Source organism: Lentilactobacillus senioris, assembly GCF_026798195.1.
GTDB classification, from domain to species: Bacteria; Bacillota; Bacilli; order Lactobacillales; family Lactobacillaceae; genus Lentilactobacillus; species Lentilactobacillus senioris_A.
In genome coordinates this window covers 201517-219405 of sequence record NZ_JAPQEZ010000002.1, presented here as the reverse complement: position 1 = coordinate 219405, position 17889 = coordinate 201517, and the positions used below count along the sequence as shown (strand labels likewise).

The window sequence follows — 17889 nt, the reverse complement described above, 5'->3', positions numbered from 1 at the left end:
TTCTGAAATTGTTTCGTATTGTTCAGTCTCTAAAGAATTTCTTCCTGATCGTCCAAGCTGTTGTCCAGAGTTGCTTCTTCCTCTTGTTCGTCCGAATTCTTCTTCCCGAAAAAACCTGCAGCTTCAACTACTTCAGTTAATTTCAAGAAAAGATCCATAGTAGTATTGCCTTCATCTAAATAAGTTTGGAAGTTCTTAACTAACATCGCATCATTCACACCACTAGTTTGATTAGCAGCTTGTAAAACAATTAGAACTTCGTTAGTAGCAGGTAATTGAACGCCACCATTGCCACCCATAAAAAGACCCATGATTGATTTTCCTAAACGTTTTTCAGCTTTAAGCACTGCGTTACCATCTAGTTTTAAGTTAAGAGTTAAAGTACCAAATTGAAGTTCGATTCCGTTAGTAATTGCAGTTTTTTTTGCAGTCATATAATTGTTCCTCCATAAATTAAAGTAATAAAAAAGCCGCCCCATTCGGTATTGTGAATTTCGTTGGCGACTATAAAAATTATTCAGTTATCTGCTTAGCATTTTCTTCATCAGATAAAATATTTTCTGATAATTTAGGCGTTACTCGGTGCTGCTTCACCAGTAGATGGTGAGTCAGTGAAGTTTGGTCCATCTGATACAGAAACCGTGATGGTATAAGTTAAAGCACCGTTAGATTGCGCTTCACCAAATTGAATTGAGAAAGATCCAGTAAAAGTTGCTTGCATTCCATCTGGATAAGTAACTCGCCAGTTGTATTGCTTACGATCACCAGATTTGGCATGAACTTTATTCCATGATGGCCCCTTGTATTGAACAGAAAAGGCAACAGATGTTGCAGCTTTAATCCCTTCAAGTTGTTTAACTTGATCATCAGCCAAAGTAGTAACATCAACTTCTTGTGGCGCACCACCTAAAGCAGGAACGGTTTTGATGTCAGCAACATTTTCATAGTCGCTGGTGTTACCCGGTTCAGCCATTTCCAAAAGTGTACCAGTTGATACAAGCCCACGGACTGAATCAACTTTTTCTGCATCTGCAAAGCGTTGTAGGTTTAAACGCACTTGATAAATTGAGTTCTTTAAAGAAGTTTTCATTTTATAATTCCTTTCTTAGTTATCGAGCTTGATAAACTCGATTTGACGTGTTGTCAACAACACCAACCAGCGTAATAATCGAACGATTAAAGCCAGCTTGATTGGCTTGTTGAACAGTAGCAACGAAACCGATATTGGCAAAAGCTTGAGTTATTTCATCAACGATAGGAGTTAAACTCCCTTCTTGAATAAAAACATCAATGACAATCTGCCATGAAGTATCAGTTTCAACGTTATGCGCATCTCGACTGTAGGTGGTACGCCTCGTTTGATATACCGCCATTGGAAAAGTCGTGATTTCATCAGGATACGCTGGACGAACAACCTTTAAGGCATGTACAGACTTCAAAATGGAATTCACATCTTGATTGACGTTATAAATCACTTAGCTCACCTAACTTTCTATGAATGCGATCTTTAATAATATCTGGAGCTTTTTCGCCAGCTTCTTTAATTGCTGGGGTCATAAATTGCCTTGCTGGTTGACCATTAGTCCGGTAATACTCTTTACCACCTATTTTGATAAGCGGCATACCATAAACCTCATTTAGGTCAACATCAACTGCAGTAGCCGGAATGAACCATGGGTGTTGAGTATAAACGGGGTCAACCCCTGTAGGTAAATCTTTACTGGATCGCTCACCGACAAGACCAGTACCAAATTCACGGTACATTGCGACCGGATCATTTGAAAAAAGACGACCACGTATATGGCCATCCTCATCTTGTGATACCTCGTAATGTAGCGAACTGGCTAATTCACCGCTGCTGTGGATCATAGACGATTGCAGCTCTCTGACTGCGATTTGATCGGCTTCTTCCACAACATCAAAGTTAGCGTCCCAAAGGGCATCACTAAACTTTTCAGGTAGCATTTCCAGCTTTTGCATTAATCCATCCAGGCCCTCAACTCTTACCTGAGGCATGAGTATCCACCTTCTTAATTAAGACCTTTAAATGGTCAAAATATTGCGATATGGAAGTTATCTGATAATCAGGGTCATTCGTGCTGTCAACATTTAAGCAAATACCATCATTTTCATTTTGAGTTTCAGCAATTAGATCTCCTTGGTACAACATCACTTTCATGTAGGCTAAATCCTGCCCATAAATGGCCGTATTAACACTTCCACCTGCGGACTGAATATTTACCTTAATTGGGACTGGATCACCCCAAGAATCAATGGTATTGCCCTCAAGATCTTCACCAGTCACTCTATGCTTTAAATAGACAGTTTTTAGACCTTGCCTTGCTAATCTCATCTGGACACCTTCTTAAAAACTACTCTCCGGTAGCGATTAAGTGATTGCTGAATATCTAGAGGAATCCCTTTTTCAAAGTAGCGGCTAACGCTTCCTTCGTTTCGTTGGGTTTCGCCCTCAGTATTCATGCGATTGTAAGCTATCACTGCCAATTGCTTAGCATAAACGGCCATAGTTCCAGTCATTTTAGTTCGATTAGTATAGTCCAGCACTTGAGCCACTGCATCAGTGTACAAATCTTTAAGGATTGAAGCTTCATCGGTGCTGGGGTCAACACCGAATCGAGTTAGCAAGCTATTGATTTGAGCATCGTTATCCATGCACCTCACCTCCAATTACTTAATTACTTGTGCTTGGAATACTTCGCTTGCGCCAGGGAATGAAGGCAATGCAACAGCAGTAACCTTTGCAAAAGTGCCAACTGGATCTTTGGTTTCGGTGTAGACGGTAGCAAACAAGTTACCAATAGCAGTCTTTTGTACGCTAGGATCACCAGCTAAACCAATTTCTTCTGGTGTAGGGCCAAATAGTTTTTCACCGGGGTTATCGTCACCAAGCAAAACGAATTTGTTTTCTGGGAAGTAACGCTTAGTAACGTATTTACCAGTAGCGCCTTGGTCACGGTATTTGTCATCATAACTCCGAATAACTGGTAACCCTTGAGCTTCCATGAAAGCATCAAGATCAGCTTGTCCCAAAGCACGGGTAGAAGTACCATAAATCGCCTTTAAAACATTTTCATTTTGAGTAAATAACCGATAAATTTTCCGAGATGTAATAACACGGGTGGCAGTAATATCCATTGCGTCTACCCAGTTTTCAATATCCTTTAATGGATTAGAAGAAGCATCGTCCCAAGCAGTTCCCTTTGAAGTCAAGTTAGCTTGATGAGCAGTAGGAACTTTATAGTCAAACAATGTTTCTTTACCACTATCGGGGTCAATAACAGAAACTTTACCGTTAGCCAAAGCGTCCATTGACATCTTTTCTACTTGAGCTAAAACTCCTTGGCTCAAAACATCAATATCATCATAGACACGATCTTTAAGATACTTAGCTTCTGCAGCAGTACGTGGATTTTGCAAAGCGATTAAATCTTCTTCAGATAGCTTCATTTTCCGCTTGATCAAAGCAAGTTCTAAAGAACTCTTGTCCGCTTCACGACTACCAATTTCAGCTTCAGCATCAAAGGCAGCAACGTGAGCCATAACCGGAGTACGGTTACCTGCATAAACTTGATCTAACTTTAATGAATTTACCCGTCGTGATGGGAATAATTCATCACCCTTAAAAGCTGCATATTGACGATCACGAACGTAATCTAAGATTTCTGGGGTACTAAAGTTTTCAGCGATTGAAGCAAAACGTTGTAAGTTCAACGCAATTTTTTCTGTATACATAATTTTCCTCCTAATTACTTTTTAATAGATTATTTTGCTGGAGTGCTACCAGTATCACCAGTACCAGCATCGCTAGTATCACCAGCATCTGTTTGATCAATAAAGTGAATGCCGGTCATAGCAGTTTTAGCAGCTGCATCAACGGCAACTGGTAGGCGTTTGGTGTAAACCCATGCTCCACGTAAAACGGCTGCCATTTGTGGTCCTTCAGTAAGATCAACGCTATCAAGCAAAATACCTTGAGCTGTAGCATCGTTAGCAGGCACTGGAGTACCCGCCTTAATAATTTTGTGACCTGTTACTTCGTCCACGGTAGCCAATGCGTTGTCAGCATCAATCATCATTGAAAAAGGTACAGTTTTATCAGATGCTAAAAAGTTAATTTCTTCAAAATGTTGGTTTTTTCCTACAAACATAATTGTTCCTCCTATTTGGTTTTCCAAAGACTGTTGCCAGTCGTCTGTTTATTGCTATTACGGCGTTCCGCAGCACTTTGACCTGCTGACTTAGTAGCAGATGATCCAACGCCCGGAATGACAGCAGATCCAGCAAGTTGCTTATCCACGCCCTCTTTAACTGCATTACGGTAAGTATCAGTAACGCTCTTATAGGCTTCATCAAAGTTTTCAAAATCAGCAAGTGCCGGTTCAAATACTTTAGCTAAAGCAACTGGCAACTCATCATCAGTTAATTGCTGGATAACAGTTGCACGATTTTCGTCAATCGTTACTTTGCGTTCCCGTTCAGCTAATTCTTGTTCACGTTGATCAGCGTCATAGGCACGTTGTTCTTCTGGCGTCATTTCTTCATAGGATTTCTGGGTAGCTTTTTCCTTTTCCCAGTTAGCCCGTAAAGTATCTGTAGCCTTGTCTAATCGCTTATCAAACCAGCTATCAAGTTCTGACTGATTTTGAAAGATAATAGCGTCTGGGTTACTCCCTTGGCTGCCTTGATTGTCGTTTGATAGATTTTCGTTGTTTCCACCATCATCACCGCTACCACCGTCACCATCATCAGCAAACATTTGTAAATTCAATTTCAATAAATCACGCATAAGTAAAATCTCCTTACTCACACACGCCTAATTTCCGGATAACAAAAAGACACCCCACAGAAACCTAACGGCTCCCACACAGTGTCCTCGATACTTTCCATTAAACCCATGCAAATATAATTTTATTAGCAGTTTAACGACATGCTTAGGTCGGCTATTATGCAAGAACTAGTGCTGTTACCATTACCACTGCCCAACAAATAATTGAGGCAATACAAACAGCAGCGTACTGCTGATATTTTTGTCGATCGCCTAGTAAATCTTGGCTAAATAACGCTAAACACGATAGCAGCATGACGATAAACATTCCAATACTAAAAAATGTAATCATTTGTGGTCTCCTTTGATAATCATTTGCTCCCATTCACGATAGGTTGCATCACGTGGAATCTTCATTGTTTCCTTGGTTTTTGGATCACGAGCAGTACGATAACCGCCATTTTTTGACTTCCCATAGTAAGCAACTGGAACAGTACGGCAGAAAGGGTGAAACGGTGGGAAGTTGCCATAGAAGCCATTGCATTTTGCATCGGCTACTTTATAAACTCGCCCATCATGATCCCGACAGAATTCAGAAGTTCTGAAATCTAAAACGGCCACCAGTGAGTATTCCTCAACGTGGTGGTCGTTCCATGCTTTTAGTCTGGCTTGATTAGCCATATAAGCTGATTCAGTTCTAACAAGTCGCCGTGCTTGATAAGCACTAACGCCGAATTCTTTTTGTAATCGTAGTCTCATCTCACGCTCTGGCATGCCCGATAATTCTTTGGCAGTGAATAATTCTTGTAAGCGATCAGCCAATTCATCAGTGTTCTTCCAGATACGTTGAGAGTAGTTCTTACCTTCCCATGGAGCAGTCAACTGCTGCTTAACTGTTTCAGTAGTAAGCTCTGTTAGCTTAGTAGTAGGCTTATCAGGCATTACATCAACTTCATGCAGTACCTTACCCGATTCAGGTTCAGTAAACTTGATAGTTTTCTTAACCTTACTAGCTTCCGGAACAGCTCCATTTTGATAGACGTTAAAATCTTTTTGAGTTTGTCCAATAATAGAACTGGCGGCAGTGTGTTTATAGGCATCTTCAATGGTCTTGGTGTAATACTTGGTAGTTTCAGTTAACTGTACGTCAGCAAGCTGCTTAGCTACTAGATAGGCTTTAGCTTTAAGTAACTCCAGCCGACTAATACGTCCTTTAGCTGCTAAACCACTTAAATAAATTTGCAACTGCTTTTTGAGTTCTTTATTCTCGGTCTTTTTAACCATGGCCTTAAGCTCTACCAGTTGGTCCGAGGTAATAGCGGTATTAAGAATTTTATCGACTTCACTCTCGCTTAACCCTGACCTACTCAAGTATCGCTTGTAGATCTTTTCAACTTCACCAGTAAGATACTCTTGAGCGATCCCGTATGACTTAGCGAGCTTAGCAATGACTTTATCACCGTCATCATGGTTAGATTGCTCCAGCTCTAATGCACGCCGTTCCCAATAACTAAGCTTATCCTTGTCCGTCATAACTAATCACCTTGAATCAACGGAGGAACGTTATCCTGAATTAGTAAATGAACATTATCAGGATATTGTTCAGCAATTTCTTTTACAGTATCCTCAAACATGACTAATAATCTCCTGTTGGCTGGGTTGACATCATCAGCAGAAATAATCGATTCGTCACCAATAAAATCAACTACTGGGTTACTTAAGTGGTTCGCAACCGCTGTAAACAATACGGAGATAGCAGCACAAACAATATCCTGCCCATATGGTGCAGACATTGCATGACCACGCACGCTGATTTCAACAGTTGAAGAAATAGCAGAAAGTTTATTTTTCGTCTTCGTTATTTGTACTTGAATCACGGTATCCCTCCTGATCTTCTTCATTTACATTAGCAGTTGATTCTTCGGGATCACCCTCGCCAATAGCATCTTTGTTCTGTTGAATTTGCTTAGCATTCTGCTCATCCATCATTTCAATAAGCTTTTGTGGGTCATATCCTTCCGGTAGCCAACCAAAGGTTACTTGACGTGGGATAATGCCATCGGCGTTGCGGATATTGGTGATAGTATCTGTCAGGTTAACCGGAATGTTAGGAGTTAACTGAATTCTTACCCCCGTAATATCAACAGCCTGTTGCTTAACTCCACCAATCATGTGAGCTAGTAGCTTAAGGCGTCTTTTCAATCCTTTATTTAGGTATTGCTCTTTAACTGAAATTAAATTAAGTAAGCCAAATAGCTTATACTTCATAGCCTCACCAGAAATATTACCGGCAAAGTCTTTGTCAGTCATATTAGGAACGTTAGCCATTTCATGGAGATCATTCTTGATTGAATCTGACAAAGTTTGGACGTCATTTTCTTCAAGGGCTTTAGTTAGCCATTCAATCTTTGCATCCGATGGCAAATCATCTAGCATCTGCCCTTTTTGAAGATTGCCTTCAACAGATGTTCCATAAGCCAACAGAATTGAATCAATAAAGTTATCTTTATCAGTAATCCGATCTGACTGTAAAGAATTATATGAATCAATCAAAGGAATAAGCTGTTCAAAGTCCCCTTGCTGTTGGCCGTTGTTGTAGAACTCGGTGATAGGTTCTTCGCTCCAGTAACTTTCAATTTCAGTAGTCTCATCAATGTTGCCTTCACTTAACTGGTACCCCATTCGGGTTCGATACTGAATTAATTTATCAGGTGTATAAACGCTGATCAGATAACCATTGTCCTCACCTTTTAAAGTCTTTTTAGGCTGCAAGTAAATACCGTAGATTTCGTTCTCTTCTTCAGTATCATCAGTAATCACAATGGTGTATCTAGGATCTAAGCAGGCAATTTGCTCTTCAGTTTTAGCGCCCTCAACTACTTTTAAGTAAACCAACTCATAACCCACACCATAAATGCTTAACTGCAATTCTAGGTCAGTGTCATGGGCTGCAATATCCATTTTGCTTAATGCTTCAGTAATCGCATCAATGTTGTTGCCATCTTGTGGCACGTAAGTGATTGGATTACCAGTCATCATGCCAGTGATCATATCAGTAAAATACTTAGCGTGATTAACAACTACATGCTGATCATTAACGGCAGGATTACCAAAGTTTCGATTTAATATTAACTGTTGACCAAGATAGTAATTGTAGAGCTTATCGTATTCCGTCCATTTGTTCATTTTTTCAGTGATAGCGTAATTCAACAGATCAAATGACGGATCGTCAACATTTTCAATTAATTTTGCATCAATTTTTAATGCCATATTTACCTCCTTATCTAAATGCTTTTGGCTTAACTTTAGGTTTCACAACGCCACCAGTTCTTATTACACGGTAAACAAAGTATCTAACAGCATCACAGGCATGGTCATGTTGCTTGATAACTTTATCTTCACCATGCTCTGCTGCTTTAGGGTCCCATGCGTAACTGGCTAACTCTTTAAATAAATTAACCAAACCGGGCGCAAACATAATCTTGCCAAGGTTCATTGCTGATTGGGTTTCACGAATACCATCTAAAACATCGTTTTTTGCTTTCTCAACACTAACGCCCTTGGCTCGTAACTGTGCTATAAAACTAGCAGCAGACGGATCAACAATCGCCTTTACTTTTAACTTGCCAACAAACTCAAGAAAGTCATTAGCATATTGTTCGTCAGTCTTTTGGCGTGAGCTGTGCCGCCCATCATAGTAATACTCTTTCAAGCACCACCAAACGCCATCAAAACGACCCCACAGCAAGAATACCGTAGGGTTTTGCGTACCATAATCGACTGATACATAATACTTTTCTGCTACACCTTTTGGTGGAGTGGCAACCATAGTATCTTTATTGAAGTTGTCATAAACAATTCCATCAGATAATACCCACTCGCCTAAAATATAGCGCTGATAAAACACCCCTGAAAAGGTTCGCCTGTTTCTATCTTTAACGGATTCTGCTAGTGACGGATTGTCATCCATAGTGAAGTGAATGTGAATTGCCTTATGTTTTTTTAATTTATCTAGCCATTCGGTCTTGAACCAATGATAAGGGCCAGCCGGATTACAGTTAAACCACAGCTTCCCACCATCAACAGAAACACGTCCAGCAGCCTGATTGACAAAGCTTTTTGGCATTAAAGCTACTTCATCAAAAAAGAATCCTGCTACAGTTAAACCTTGAACCAAGTCTTGGCTACCTTCATCTTTACCACCAAACAGGTAGTAATGATTAGTGACGCCGTTGTAGGTAATATCAAGAAGATTATCAGCTCGTCGATCTTTAACCCTGTAGCCTTTACGTCCAGCCAACATGCGTTTTAATGGTGTGATAACGTTACGCCTTAGTGATCCAATCGTCTTACCAGCAATCCCAAATTGTTCATTGCTGTAGTTAGTCATTGACCACTCAATGTAAGACATGGACATAATCAGCGTCTTACCTGCACGAATAGATCCGTCAGCAATCAAAACTTCTTTATCACTGCGGTTAAGCCACTCCGGATGCTTTTTTTTAACTTCCGAAAGATTGCCAAATTGTTTGGCTCTTGGATCTAGCCACCAACTTAAAACCTGCAACTGTTTCCGAGAGAACGGAGCGTATTTGAATTGTGGCGCCTTTAAATGCACGCTACTCATCGTAATCACCATCCTCATCGTCGTCATCGTTCAACTGGGCTACACCTTTACTGATAGCTGACAAGAACCCATCAGCTTCTTGATCGTCGAACATATCAATGTCGCCCTCAATTCTGGCTCTAGCTTCGGCAATATCTGCTTCGGCGTTAGCTTTTCTGATTTGAGCTTTCCGCAATGCTGGGTCAGTTTGGTCATCAGTGTACTTTTCACGGTAGTTGTTTTTCAAAAAGAAAATCATTGCGGTAACATTGCCGCTCTTAGCTTTCTTATACAACTCATTTTCGATAACAAAGTTAGCTACTTCCTTACCGCCTTTTATAGCCTGACGAATCTGACTATGATCATTTTTCCAACGTTCAAATGTTCGATGAGAAATACCGATGTTATCTGCTATTTGCTCATCAGTTAGGCCCTGCATCTTCCAACCACGAAGCCTAACCAAATTCTCTGGCTCTAGCCACTTTTCGTATTTACCTTTTGCCATTTCATTGATTAGCCTCCTTTCGGTTAGATTACACTTCGTTGCCCAATGAATAGCCGCCATCAATGCTAATCACTTGACCAGTGATGTACTTAGAACTATCAGACGCCAAGAATAAAGTTAAGTCAGCAATCTCTTCTGGTGCAGCATAACGATTAAAAACTGTTTTCTTTGCCAGTCGATAATCTAGTCCACTTTCAAAATCGTCTCGTACCATATCAGTTTTAACTAAGCATGGCGCAATAGCGTTAGCTCTGACACCACGTCCACCATACTCAAAGGCAATTTCTTTAGTTAAACCATTAATGGCGTGCTTTGATGTTGTGTAGCTTACTCCACCACCACTAGCAAACAATCCAGCGTAAGAACTCATATTTACAAACGTTACTGGCTTATCCTGCTCAATCAATCCTTTGGAGATTAAAAACATAGCGTCCAAATTAACTTTCATAATGTCAGAAAAGTAAGAGTAATCTGTACCCTCAACACTTAGAAAGTCATCTAGAATCCCAGCAGTATTACATACAATGTCAAACTTACACTGCTCTATAAATGTTTCTAAACTATCAGTATTTCTTAGATCCATACGGATTGATGAATAATTCGGATCAACTACATCACTCTTTTTAATATCCAAACCAGTGACATTTGCGCCTTGCTGTAAAAAGGCAATTACTTGCGCTCTACCAATTCCACTAGCTGCTCCGGTAACTAATACCTCTTTACCTTTTAAATCGTCATAGCGAGCCATTATTTAACGACCTCCCAGTCATTAGCCAATACCTCACATGAATTTGGTTGAAAAACAGAATATGCTGGTACTTCATTGGTTTTAATCAGCATAAAGGGATTAATGACGTTATCTCCCCATTTGTGGTTAGCAACTTCAAATACAAATTCTTCTCCAGCACTCCAAGAAGTTCTCCGGATCCGCTTGCCTTTTTTTAATTGTGTTAATGCTTCACTAAATTCCATTTGATTACTTCCTTTTCCCGTTAGTAAAATCAATTCTTTTACTTAGCATTTCAATTACCACTGCACCTACCGCCATTGATAGCATTTCACCTACAAATACTGAACTTAATGTAAGCCAGAACGGAATGTGGTTCACAATAGTTAATTCAGACGCTACTAAAATCACACCCGGAATTTGGCATAGGCTAGCAATCATATACCACCATAAATGCTTAGTTGTTTTTCTAGTTAAGTAGTAGGTAGCAGTTGAGCCAATTAAAGTACCAGCCGTACCGACAACAATGTCAATGATCCCCAGTGGGCTAAACATGTTAACGATCAAACAGCCTAAAATCAATGAGTAGATATATCGTTTATTAAACGCTGCTAAATGATTAAACATTTCCGCAAATCTTAGTTGTACTGCTCCAAAACTAATTGGTGCTAAAACTAAAGAAATCGCCACATATAATGCAGCGATCATTGCAGGTAATGCGATGTTTTGTGTTTTTACTTTTGTTGCTTTCAAATTAAAATACCACCTTAGTTTTTTGAGTTAGGCAGGAAATTACGAACTGCCAAATTTTATATAGATCGTGATTGACGTGATCCCACATGGCGTTATAGTAGTCAGCTAACTGCATATACGCTTCAAGACCTATCGTCATCAATTCTTTAGTGTCAAAACGTCCAGAAACATTTTTAGTCTTGATCCGCCCCCCTTGATAAGTCAGAGCGTTTCCGTAAATTGCTCCTTGTTTCCAAGAAGAACTATCTACATAGTCAAACGGAACTTTTCGTAATACCTTTTGGCGGGTCATACCTAATGCATGGACTTTTTTACCCCTGTGGTGGGCATAGTTAACAAACTTATTAAACTGGTCATCTGAAATATCTTCATTTTGGAAACCAGCAACGGCGATGATATCACCCTTAGTTTCCTTGACCATTTTCTTAAATTCGCTAATACCTCGGTTTTTATGCCAAACGGGGATAATTTTATCTGTAGCCTGATCCAATATCTTTCTTAGTTCCAGAACTTTCTCATAGCCGATGACGTTATCAACGTCCATTTCAAAGAAGCCAATAATTTGATCACAATCAACTTTTTTGATCCACTCTGCATAACGTTTGGTGTACTCAAGCCAACTCACGCGAGCGCCACTCTGGAAAGAATGCGCCCCGCTATCGACTAGTAGTTCATCGCAACGCATTTGAATATCTTCAAGCAGGTTTGGACGGCTCTTTTGGTTCTTTTCTAAGTAAAAATAACTAATCAAACCAGACTTAATTTTCTTGCCTTTTTGGTCTAAGTAGTTAAATGTTGAATCGACATTATTTTCTAATGCACTTAGGAAAATCCTCATGACTAAAACACCTTATTTTTAAGCCACTCTACAAAACTTTCGCCACGGGTAGTTTGGTCAAACAGATCATAAATTTCATTAAGAGCGTCTAACTCCATACCGCCAAGGTTAATAGTCGTGCCGGGCCATTTTAGTTGCGTTTTGGTTGAACCATCGCTAGGTTCTTCGTAGTCGTCTAAATCTTCGTCTTCATCATCATATTCAAAGTCAGAGAAACCAAACTCAGTCATATCAATATCCATAATGTCAGACAATTCAGAGCCTAATTTATCGAAATCCCAGTTGGCTAGCTCACCAGTCTTGTTATCAGCAAGTCGGTAAGCCTTAACCTGTTCTTCTGATAAAGTATCAGCAACTACTACTGGCACTTCCTCCAGTTTCAACTGCTTAGCTGCCTTTAAACGGGTATGCCCAACGATAATCACTCCAGCTTTATCAACCACGATAGGTTGCTGCCAACCAAATTGTTTGATTGAGTTGGCTGTGGATTCTACGGCATCGTCATTACTTCTCGGATTGCGTTCATACGGCTTAACATCATCAATGCTCCAATTTTCAATCTTCAAGTGATAACCACCTTTCTAAATTTGCGTATAAAAAAAGCGTGCTATTAACACGCTGCTACTTTTTGGGAATTAAAAAAGACGTTCCCAACGCCTTTACCTTGTACTTGGTTTGAGTACGTCTATTCGATTGTGTGCCTCATACAAGTTCAACCACAACGTTAATTTTTGACAAGAAAGAGGGGGTATCCTCCTAGTCTTTTTTAAAGTTGGGTTCATGTGGTCTACGGAGTAGCGAGGATTTGAACCTCATAGCCTTAAAGCCTACTCCAATTTGCCCCAGATTAGATGAAACGTTGCTTATGGCAGATTTTTGAATTTTAATTTTTGAACTTTGATGTTTTGTGGGGCAAAATGACTAAACGTGGAATCGAACCACCATGTGTCTACCAGTTAGAGTTCAGTCACGGGGGTCATCGCATAACCTGTCAGTCCGCTCTCCCCTTTAATCCAGTCTAAACTGCGAGGTAAATACACTGGATAAACTCGCTTATACCGGCTGTTATGTAAGCGTAACAGTCACACTCGGAAGCATAGGCGATAAAATATCTAGGGCGGGCTTAAACCGCCATGCGTTCTTAGCGCTAGACACTACCAATCATGACTTTTTTTAAGGAGGCAAATGATCGAAAACCATTATCCAAATCATCTACTCTACAATAATACCAGCTAGGCTCTATCAACGGACTATCAACTATCTTCCAATCGCTTTAAATTACTATCAATTTACTATCATCGCTTATAAACGACTAAATCGGAGTAATCTTCGCCGTTTAATGGCAACGGTGGGCAAATTTCAGCGAAGCAGTAGCATGCAGCATTTTTCTTCCGGTAATACTGCGCTTCGGACAAACTAGCACCAAATGAAGATGAAATATTTTGGATAACATCTTTACCCGTATAATCGCTATCCTTGATATAAACATCAGTCAATATTTGCTGGTAAACATCATTTTCAATGGCTCTGATCACGTGCCTGACGATTGAGCAATACTGTGAAGCTTCCATACGGCTGATATTTTTATTTTCAGAAGAATTGCCTGAACCAGATCCTCCACCGGGCAAGTCTGAAATCACAGACGCTTGAATGCTTTCCTTAATCTCCACCCGATGTAATCTTTGGTAGCTGTTTAACACCTGCTTAGCTTTTTCGATTGTTTTTTTAACGTCGATTTTGTCGTTGATCAAGTCTAACTCTCCTTTAAAATTTAATTACGGCTTACACCTATAAAGATTTGATAAAGTCAACGGGCTCCCAAGCATCATAAAATTCAAGCAATCCAGCATCTTTATAAGCTACATAGAAGTCCCAATTTCCTTCTAGCCATGAGATAGTAAATGTTGTTTTGCAATAACCCTCTTCTTCTTCGAAATCTGACAAACCAAATATGTCATCTTCCTCAAAAAATTTTAAAAAGTTGTTTTGCCTGTGATAATCTGAAAATCCTTTAACTCGTACGTAATACTCTGGATCAGCAAGCTCAATATCAAAACTATCAAGAATTGAATCAAAGATGAGACGAGCTTCCTCAATCTCCTTTTTTAACCAGCATGATTTGTGGTTTAAGGCGTAATTCCAAAAAAAGCCAGCCACAACAATAGGATCTTCCCCATTGTGTAGTGCAATTACTTGTCTATACATGTCGTATAATTCTTTACTTTGAATTTGTACTTCCATGATTTCCTCCTAAAATGTGATTTTTATTGATTTCTCATCATTATTCCAACCGTAGGGAGTGTTACTAAAACACCTGCAACTATTGCTAAAATTTTTAAATGTAAAAAATATAAAATTAAAGGTAATAAAAGAACAGCTAGTAATACAAATACAAAAAACAGAAACACGATCCCTAATAACCCGTTACCCAAAGCAGATAAATAGCTTTTAATATATTTCATCATTACCCTCCAATCACATACATAGATTGTCCGGTTTCGTCATCACAAATTTCAATGCCACCTTGTAATTACCTCCAATGAAATTGTTATTTTATTTCCATATCCAGTGGTAGCCCTTTTTGCTTAGCTTCACTTTCAGGTAAGTACCCATACATCATTCCGAGCGCAACAACTATTTCGTGATTATCAGCAAAATGTTTGTCACGCCACTCTTTAAATTCATCAGATACCGGAAGCCATTCACCGCCTTCCTCACAGTCTTGCTTATCACGTTCTTCATCGTAAGCAAAAATAAAATTCAAAGCTCCTGTGAACAGCAATCCATCTCCCATTTGGTCAACGAAAAATTTGATTCTGTCAGCTACCGCATCAGGGAAAATAATTAATGGTACCTTTGGTTTCCCATTTTCCTCATCAACAGACCATCCAAAAATAACTTTTAATTCGTTTTTGTAATCTGAAATTTTGTTTCCCAATTTTTAAACCTCCAATAAAACCGCTATTTTAATGCCATTGCTTCACTTAGCAACGTTATAAATACATCATTAGACTTAGCTTTAAATATCCAATCACTGAAACTGTAATCAAGAATATGAGTTCCTAAATCTTCTGCTGAATATCCAAGTAAAGTTTCACTCGGACCGAATTTTTGGGTAATATCGTCCATTGAGTAAAGTTCAGCTTCATTAGGATCATTCGTATATCCGCCAAATGAACGTGTTTCATTATCTTTGGTACGACTACCCCAAAATAAAGGGTGTTCTACTGAAGCATGTTTAGAAGTCATAAGTACATATTTCCGTTCTGAATTTTTCATCGCTATTCCTCCACTTCTACCTGCGTTACGGTGTATATCAATTCTTGAGCGTTGTTATAAATAAAATCTTCAACGTTTCCACCAGATTTAAACTGCATAGCGTGGTCAATTTGAGATAGATCTTGAATAACGCTAATAGCCTTTTTTCTGGTTTTGAATACTCCTATAGGGGCAGTGCTGCCGACTTCTTTAGTTTCGTCGGAATATTCCGTTGAGTAAGCCAAATACATCTTCATCATTTCGCCTCGTTGAATACAGCTACATAACCATCAACATCTTCGGCGATTTCGCTAGCTTCGTCATAATCGCTGAAGAAATGAATGTTTGAAACATTGCTAGTAACCATAATATTGTCACTCAAAGATTCATAGCTTCTTAAAAATACGACATCATTAAATTTAACTGCGTAAACTTTCATCGCTATTCTCCAATCTGGCAACAATCACCAATCTTCATGATGACGATTCCTTTTTGATTTTTAGCGTCTTTTCTGGCTCGGTAGGTATGAATATGCCCCCACGTGGTATTTAACGCCCCACGATCCATCATGCCTTTTAGTGTGGAACTGTCAGCGATAACCTTTGCACCAATTACGGCTACAAAATGGTCATAGCCTTCAGTTTTATGAACTTTCGGCTTTCGTTTGGGCTTTTTCTTTTTGTTTTCGGGATTGTCCGGATCATAAAGCGACTGTAATTTCTTGTAGTCTCGGTCATCATCAGTCACTTTTTTAGTCCAATTCAACCCGTAACGGTCTTGAAGCTTAAAAATCAGGCTGTACATAGTTTGCTGCTTAGGATTAAGCAATCTAGTTTTGTTTTCGCTAAGTTTAATCACTTTTTTCACCTTTCCAAAAGGCTGTATAACTCCGATCAGTTACCACTAGCGGATCGCCTGTATTAACCTGATAATTGCCAATTTTGAGCATTTCAGCAATTTCTGGAGTAATCTTCAAGCCTTTGACTTGATACTTCTTCATAAAGGTTTTAATGCCGATACCGTGCTGCGTAGTATGATGTTCTCGGCACAACGCCATGACGTAATTTCCAATATGGCTGATTTTGTTTCGGTTACGTCCAATTCCAACGGCATAGACGTGAGCAATATCAGCATGCTTACCGCAAATAATGCACTTACGGTACTCTAGGCATTTCATATCCCAGTTGTACTGCTCTTGGATCATATCCAGCGGCATGGTTAAAAATGGGACGTTTTCACGTAAACAGTAGTCAATTAGAAACTCAATGAACTTATTAGCCAAACTGATTGAGCAGTCACTGAACGAAAATTCGTGATAATACTCGTTTTCAACACAGAACTGCTCTTTCAGCTGTACCTTGGTCATCTCTGGCAAGTAGTTACCCATATGAACATCAATTTCGCCGATCATGGCATGTATTTTTTTACGTTGATCTGGACTGATTGTGCGTTCATCATCGACATTAAAGTCAACGCTGGGGGTCTTTCCGTCTAGCAGCATGGACAGCTTGTCAATGTCGGCGTCTTTATCCAAATGAATCAACGCCCAACGCTTGTTAATCCGCTTTAAAACACCGCTAAACAGCATGACTATTCCTCTTCTAGGTAACTTGAAATTTCACCAGCCAATTTTGAACTGGCGTCATTTAGAATTGATAAGTATTGAAGCATTCCTTTATCACTTAAGACAACATGGTGTTCGACTGTGTCAAAAATCCATGCTATCAATGAAAGCATTGCTTTTTCATCTTTTGGCAACTTGGTGGAAAATCCGTCCTTACTCAAAACCACCGACAATGATTGATCACCAAACATATCAAAAGACATTTCACCAATTACTTCTTCAGCACGTTGCATTTGATCATCTTGATTTGACTGATTTTCTTGGTCGTCCTTCACGTTGTTTAAAAATTGTTCGGCTAATTGCTTTAATAATTCTTCGTTCATTTTGATTTCCTCATTTTCTTTTATTAGTTGATTTCTACTACCCTAAATCCTTAGCTTGCTTCCAAAATCCTTTTGTACCGGAATTTTTATGTTTGCGGTAGTCCATGGCATTTTGGTAGCCATATAATCCAAATTCTAGTAGTAGTTGCTTTTTAAGCTGCAAAATACTGATACATAAATCATTCAAATCATCAGGAGATAAGTCATAAAATTCACGTTTCCAGTCATACTTTGAAGCTACATATCTTGGCCCTCGGTACTTCTTGATAACGTTGAATCTGTAATTCAAGTGCTGCTTACCTTGATGATCGCTTATCCGAATGCTGTACAACAATCCATAGTCAAGTTTCAGATAAATGCTGTTAGTTGAGTAGGAATCATATCTCATGATCTTGATTCCCCTGCTTTGAAAGAAATTAATCAAAGTCCGAGCTGCTTTATTAATTTTCATTGCTAACTTCCTTTTTTA

Annotated in this window: 31 protein-coding genes; all 31 read right to left on the bottom strand. The window is 39.3% G+C overall.

Annotated features, from left to right (window positions below; all coding sequences use genetic code 11):
- Positions 1–29: 29 nt before the first annotated feature.
- The 31 genes from OXT66_RS03285 to OXT66_RS03135 all read right to left on the bottom strand — a co-directional run bounded on the left by OXT66_RS03285 (position 30) and on the right by OXT66_RS03135 (position 17871).
- Positions 30–434: a DUF6096 family protein gene (locus OXT66_RS03285; protein WP_268595675.1), complete on the bottom strand. Its 405-nt coding sequence runs from the start codon at positions 432–434 to the stop codon at positions 30–32.
- Between the two features lie 134 nt (positions 435–568).
- Complete coding sequence (locus OXT66_RS03280; RefSeq protein WP_268595674.1) at positions 569–1090, bottom strand: phage tail tube protein; 522 nt, start codon at positions 1088–1090, stop codon at positions 569–571.
- A 19-nt stretch (positions 1091–1109) separates the two neighbouring features.
- Positions 1110–1475 carry a hypothetical protein gene (locus OXT66_RS03275; RefSeq protein ID WP_268595672.1) on the bottom strand — a complete coding sequence of 122 codons (366 nt, stop codon included), beginning with the start codon at positions 1473–1475 and terminating at the stop codon, positions 1110–1112.
- Positions 1465–1965, bottom strand: a complete 501-nt coding sequence (locus OXT66_RS03270) for an HK97 gp10 family phage protein (RefSeq protein WP_268595670.1) — start codon at positions 1963–1965, stop codon at positions 1465–1467. Before OXT66_RS03270 ends, OXT66_RS03275 begins: the two co-directional genes overlap by 11 nt.
- A 31-nt stretch (positions 1966–1996) precedes the next feature.
- On the bottom strand, positions 1997–2353 hold the full coding sequence (locus OXT66_RS03265; protein ID WP_268595668.1) for a hypothetical protein: 357 nt from the start codon (positions 2351–2353) through the stop codon (positions 1997–1999).
- Positions 2350–2673 (bottom strand): phage head-tail connector protein, encoded by a 324-nt coding sequence (locus OXT66_RS03260; RefSeq protein WP_268595666.1) that lies wholly within the window; start codon positions 2671–2673, stop codon positions 2350–2352. The genes OXT66_RS03265 and OXT66_RS03260 overlap by 4 nt, the downstream gene beginning before the upstream one ends.
- A gap of 15 nt (positions 2674–2688) precedes the next feature.
- Positions 2689–3753, bottom strand: a complete 1065-nt coding sequence (locus tag OXT66_RS03255; protein ID WP_268595664.1) for a major capsid protein — start codon at positions 3751–3753, stop codon at positions 2689–2691.
- A gap of 29 nt (positions 3754–3782) precedes the next feature.
- A complete protein-coding gene (locus OXT66_RS03250; RefSeq protein ID WP_268595662.1) occupies positions 3783–4169 on the bottom strand; it encodes a hypothetical protein in 387 nt (128 codons plus the stop codon).
- 11 nt (positions 4170–4180) lie between these two features.
- Positions 4181–4807 (bottom strand): DUF4355 domain-containing protein, encoded by a 627-nt coding sequence (locus OXT66_RS03245; RefSeq protein WP_268595660.1) that lies wholly within the window; start codon positions 4805–4807, stop codon positions 4181–4183.
- Between the two features lie 157 nt (positions 4808–4964).
- Positions 4965–5138, bottom strand: a complete 174-nt coding sequence (locus OXT66_RS03240) for a hypothetical protein (protein WP_268595658.1) — start codon at positions 5136–5138, stop codon at positions 4965–4967.
- A complete protein-coding gene (locus OXT66_RS03235) occupies positions 5135–6319 on the bottom strand; it encodes a minor capsid protein (RefSeq protein WP_268595656.1) in 1185 nt (394 codons plus the stop codon). The genes OXT66_RS03240 and OXT66_RS03235 overlap by 4 nt, the downstream gene beginning before the upstream one ends.
- A gap of 2 nt (positions 6320–6321) precedes the next feature.
- On the bottom strand, positions 6322–6663 hold the full coding sequence (locus tag OXT66_RS03230; protein WP_268595655.1) for a ribosomal-processing cysteine protease Prp: 342 nt from the start codon (positions 6661–6663) through the stop codon (positions 6322–6324).
- Entirely contained in the window at positions 6629–8056 is a 1428-nt protein-coding gene (locus OXT66_RS03225) for a phage portal protein (RefSeq protein ID WP_268595654.1), read from the bottom strand. Before OXT66_RS03225 ends, OXT66_RS03230 begins: the two co-directional genes overlap by 35 nt.
- 10 nt (positions 8057–8066) lie before the next feature.
- Positions 8067–9413, bottom strand: a complete 1347-nt coding sequence (locus OXT66_RS03220) for a PBSX family phage terminase large subunit (protein ID WP_268595652.1) — start codon at positions 9411–9413, stop codon at positions 8067–8069.
- On the bottom strand, positions 9406–9897 hold the full coding sequence (locus OXT66_RS03215; RefSeq protein ID WP_268595650.1) for a small terminase subunit: 492 nt from the start codon (positions 9895–9897) through the stop codon (positions 9406–9408). The genes OXT66_RS03220 and OXT66_RS03215 overlap by 8 nt, the downstream gene beginning before the upstream one ends.
- A 28-nt stretch (positions 9898–9925) precedes the next feature.
- On the bottom strand, positions 9926–10645 hold the full coding sequence (locus tag OXT66_RS03210) for an SDR family oxidoreductase (protein WP_268595648.1): 720 nt from the start codon (positions 10643–10645) through the stop codon (positions 9926–9928).
- Complete coding sequence (locus OXT66_RS03205) at positions 10645–10869, bottom strand: DUF2829 domain-containing protein (protein ID WP_268595647.1); 225 nt, start codon at positions 10867–10869, stop codon at positions 10645–10647. Before OXT66_RS03205 ends, OXT66_RS03210 begins: the two co-directional genes overlap by 1 nt.
- Positions 10870–10873: 4 nt before the next feature.
- Positions 10874–11377, bottom strand: coding sequence for a QueT transporter family protein (locus OXT66_RS03200; RefSeq protein WP_268595645.1), 504 nt, complete (start codon positions 11375–11377; stop codon positions 10874–10876).
- Between the two features lies 1 nt (position 11378).
- Positions 11379–12215 carry a hypothetical protein gene (locus OXT66_RS03195; RefSeq protein WP_268595642.1) on the bottom strand — a complete coding sequence of 279 codons (837 nt, stop codon included), beginning with the start codon at positions 12213–12215 and terminating at the stop codon, positions 11379–11381.
- 2 nt (positions 12216–12217) lie between these two features.
- Complete coding sequence (locus OXT66_RS03190; RefSeq protein WP_268595640.1) at positions 12218–12781, bottom strand: ParB N-terminal domain-containing protein; 564 nt, start codon at positions 12779–12781, stop codon at positions 12218–12220.
- A gap of 729 nt (positions 12782–13510) precedes the next feature.
- Positions 13511–13966: an ArpU family phage packaging/lysis transcriptional regulator gene (locus tag OXT66_RS03185; RefSeq protein ID WP_268595639.1), complete on the bottom strand. Its 456-nt coding sequence runs from the start codon at positions 13964–13966 to the stop codon at positions 13511–13513.
- 37 nt (positions 13967–14003) lie between these two features.
- A complete protein-coding gene (locus tag OXT66_RS03180) occupies positions 14004–14456 on the bottom strand; it encodes a hypothetical protein (RefSeq protein WP_268595637.1) in 453 nt (150 codons plus the stop codon).
- A gap of 23 nt (positions 14457–14479) precedes the next feature.
- Positions 14480–14680 (bottom strand): hypothetical protein, encoded by a 201-nt coding sequence (locus tag OXT66_RS03175; protein ID WP_268595635.1) that lies wholly within the window; start codon positions 14678–14680, stop codon positions 14480–14482.
- An 83-nt stretch (positions 14681–14763) separates the two neighbouring features.
- Positions 14764–15153 carry a hypothetical protein gene (locus tag OXT66_RS03170; protein ID WP_268595633.1) on the bottom strand — a complete coding sequence of 130 codons (390 nt, stop codon included), beginning with the start codon at positions 15151–15153 and terminating at the stop codon, positions 14764–14766.
- Between the two features lie 23 nt (positions 15154–15176).
- Positions 15177–15494, bottom strand: coding sequence for a hypothetical protein (locus OXT66_RS03165; protein ID WP_268595632.1), 318 nt, complete (start codon positions 15492–15494; stop codon positions 15177–15179).
- Between the two features lie 2 nt (positions 15495–15496).
- Positions 15497–15733, bottom strand: coding sequence for a hypothetical protein (locus OXT66_RS03160; protein WP_268595630.1), 237 nt, complete (start codon positions 15731–15733; stop codon positions 15497–15499).
- Positions 15730–15912 (bottom strand): hypothetical protein, encoded by a 183-nt coding sequence (locus tag OXT66_RS03155; protein ID WP_268595629.1) that lies wholly within the window; start codon positions 15910–15912, stop codon positions 15730–15732. The genes OXT66_RS03160 and OXT66_RS03155 overlap by 4 nt, the downstream gene beginning before the upstream one ends.
- Positions 15913–15914: 2 nt before the next feature.
- A complete protein-coding gene (locus OXT66_RS03150; RefSeq protein WP_268595627.1) occupies positions 15915–16331 on the bottom strand; it encodes a hypothetical protein in 417 nt (138 codons plus the stop codon).
- Entirely contained in the window at positions 16324–17061 is a 738-nt protein-coding gene (locus tag OXT66_RS03145; protein WP_268595626.1) for a putative HNHc nuclease, read from the bottom strand. Before OXT66_RS03145 ends, OXT66_RS03150 begins: the two co-directional genes overlap by 8 nt.
- A 2-nt stretch (positions 17062–17063) precedes the next feature.
- Complete coding sequence (locus tag OXT66_RS03140; RefSeq protein WP_268595625.1) at positions 17064–17420, bottom strand: hypothetical protein; 357 nt, start codon at positions 17418–17420, stop codon at positions 17064–17066.
- 37 nt (positions 17421–17457) lie between these two features.
- Entirely contained in the window at positions 17458–17871 is a 414-nt protein-coding gene (locus OXT66_RS03135; RefSeq protein ID WP_268595624.1) for a hypothetical protein, read from the bottom strand.
- Positions 17872–17889 lie beyond the last annotated feature (18 nt).

Coding starts and splice junctions, on each gene's coding strand:
- OXT66_RS03285 (WP_268595675.1), bottom strand. CDS start 434: ATGACTGCAAAAAAAACTGCAATTACTAACGGAATCGAACTTCAATTT.
- OXT66_RS03280 (WP_268595674.1), bottom strand. CDS start 1,090: ATGAAAACTTCTTTAAAGAACTCAATTTATCAAGTGCGTTTAAACCTA.
- OXT66_RS03270 (WP_268595670.1), bottom strand. CDS start 1,965: ATGCTACCTGAAAAGTTTAGTGATGCCCTTTGGGACGCTAACTTTGAT.
- OXT66_RS03265 (WP_268595668.1), bottom strand. CDS start 2,353: ATGAGATTAGCAAGGCAAGGTCTAAAAACTGTCTATTTAAAGCATAGA.
- OXT66_RS03260 (WP_268595666.1), bottom strand. CDS start 2,673: ATGGATAACGATGCTCAAATCAATAGCTTGCTAACTCGATTCGGTGTT.
- OXT66_RS03255 (WP_268595664.1), bottom strand. CDS start 3,753: ATGTATACAGAAAAAATTGCGTTGAACTTACAACGTTTTGCTTCAATC.
- OXT66_RS03250 (WP_268595662.1), bottom strand. CDS start 4,169: ATGTTTGTAGGAAAAAACCAACATTTTGAAGAAATTAACTTTTTAGCA.
- OXT66_RS03245 (WP_268595660.1), bottom strand. CDS start 4,807: ATGCGTGATTTATTGAAATTGAATTTACAAATGTTTGCTGATGATGGT.
- OXT66_RS03240 (WP_268595658.1), bottom strand. CDS start 5,138: ATGATTACATTTTTTAGTATTGGAATGTTTATCGTCATGCTGCTATCG.
- OXT66_RS03235 (WP_268595656.1), bottom strand. CDS start 6,319: ATGACGGACAAGGATAAGCTTAGTTATTGGGAACGGCGTGCATTAGAG.
- OXT66_RS03225 (WP_268595654.1), bottom strand. CDS start 8,056: ATGGCATTAAAAATTGATGCAAAATTAATTGAAAATGTTGACGATCCG.
- OXT66_RS03220 (WP_268595652.1), bottom strand. CDS start 9,413: ATGAGTAGCGTGCATTTAAAGGCGCCACAATTCAAATACGCTCCGTTC.
- OXT66_RS03215 (WP_268595650.1), bottom strand. CDS start 9,897: ATGGCAAAAGGTAAATACGAAAAGTGGCTAGAGCCAGAGAATTTGGTT.
- OXT66_RS03210 (WP_268595648.1), bottom strand. CDS start 10,645: ATGGCTCGCTATGACGATTTAAAAGGTAAAGAGGTATTAGTTACCGGA.
- OXT66_RS03205 (WP_268595647.1), bottom strand. CDS start 10,869: ATGGAATTTAGTGAAGCATTAACACAATTAAAAAAAGGCAAGCGGATC.
- OXT66_RS03195 (WP_268595642.1), bottom strand. CDS start 12,215: ATGAGGATTTTCCTAAGTGCATTAGAAAATAATGTCGATTCAACATTT.
- OXT66_RS03180 (WP_268595637.1), bottom strand. CDS start 14,456: ATGGAAGTACAAATTCAAAGTAAAGAATTATACGACATGTATAGACAA.
- OXT66_RS03175 (WP_268595635.1), bottom strand. CDS start 14,680: ATGATGAAATATATTAAAAGCTATTTATCTGCTTTGGGTAACGGGTTA.
- OXT66_RS03165 (WP_268595632.1), bottom strand. CDS start 15,494: ATGAAAAATTCAGAACGGAAATATGTACTTATGACTTCTAAACATGCT.
- OXT66_RS03160 (WP_268595630.1), bottom strand. CDS start 15,733: ATGATGAAGATGTATTTGGCTTACTCAACGGAATATTCCGACGAAACT.
- OXT66_RS03155 (WP_268595629.1), bottom strand. CDS start 15,912: ATGAAAGTTTACGCAGTTAAATTTAATGATGTCGTATTTTTAAGAAGC.
- OXT66_RS03145 (WP_268595626.1), bottom strand. CDS start 17,061: ATGCTGTTTAGCGGTGTTTTAAAGCGGATTAACAAGCGTTGGGCGTTG.
- OXT66_RS03140 (WP_268595625.1), bottom strand. CDS start 17,420: ATGAACGAAGAATTATTAAAGCAATTAGCCGAACAATTTTTAAACAAC.
- OXT66_RS03135 (WP_268595624.1), bottom strand. CDS start 17,871: ATGAAAATTAATAAAGCAGCTCGGACTTTGATTAATTTCTTTCAAAGC.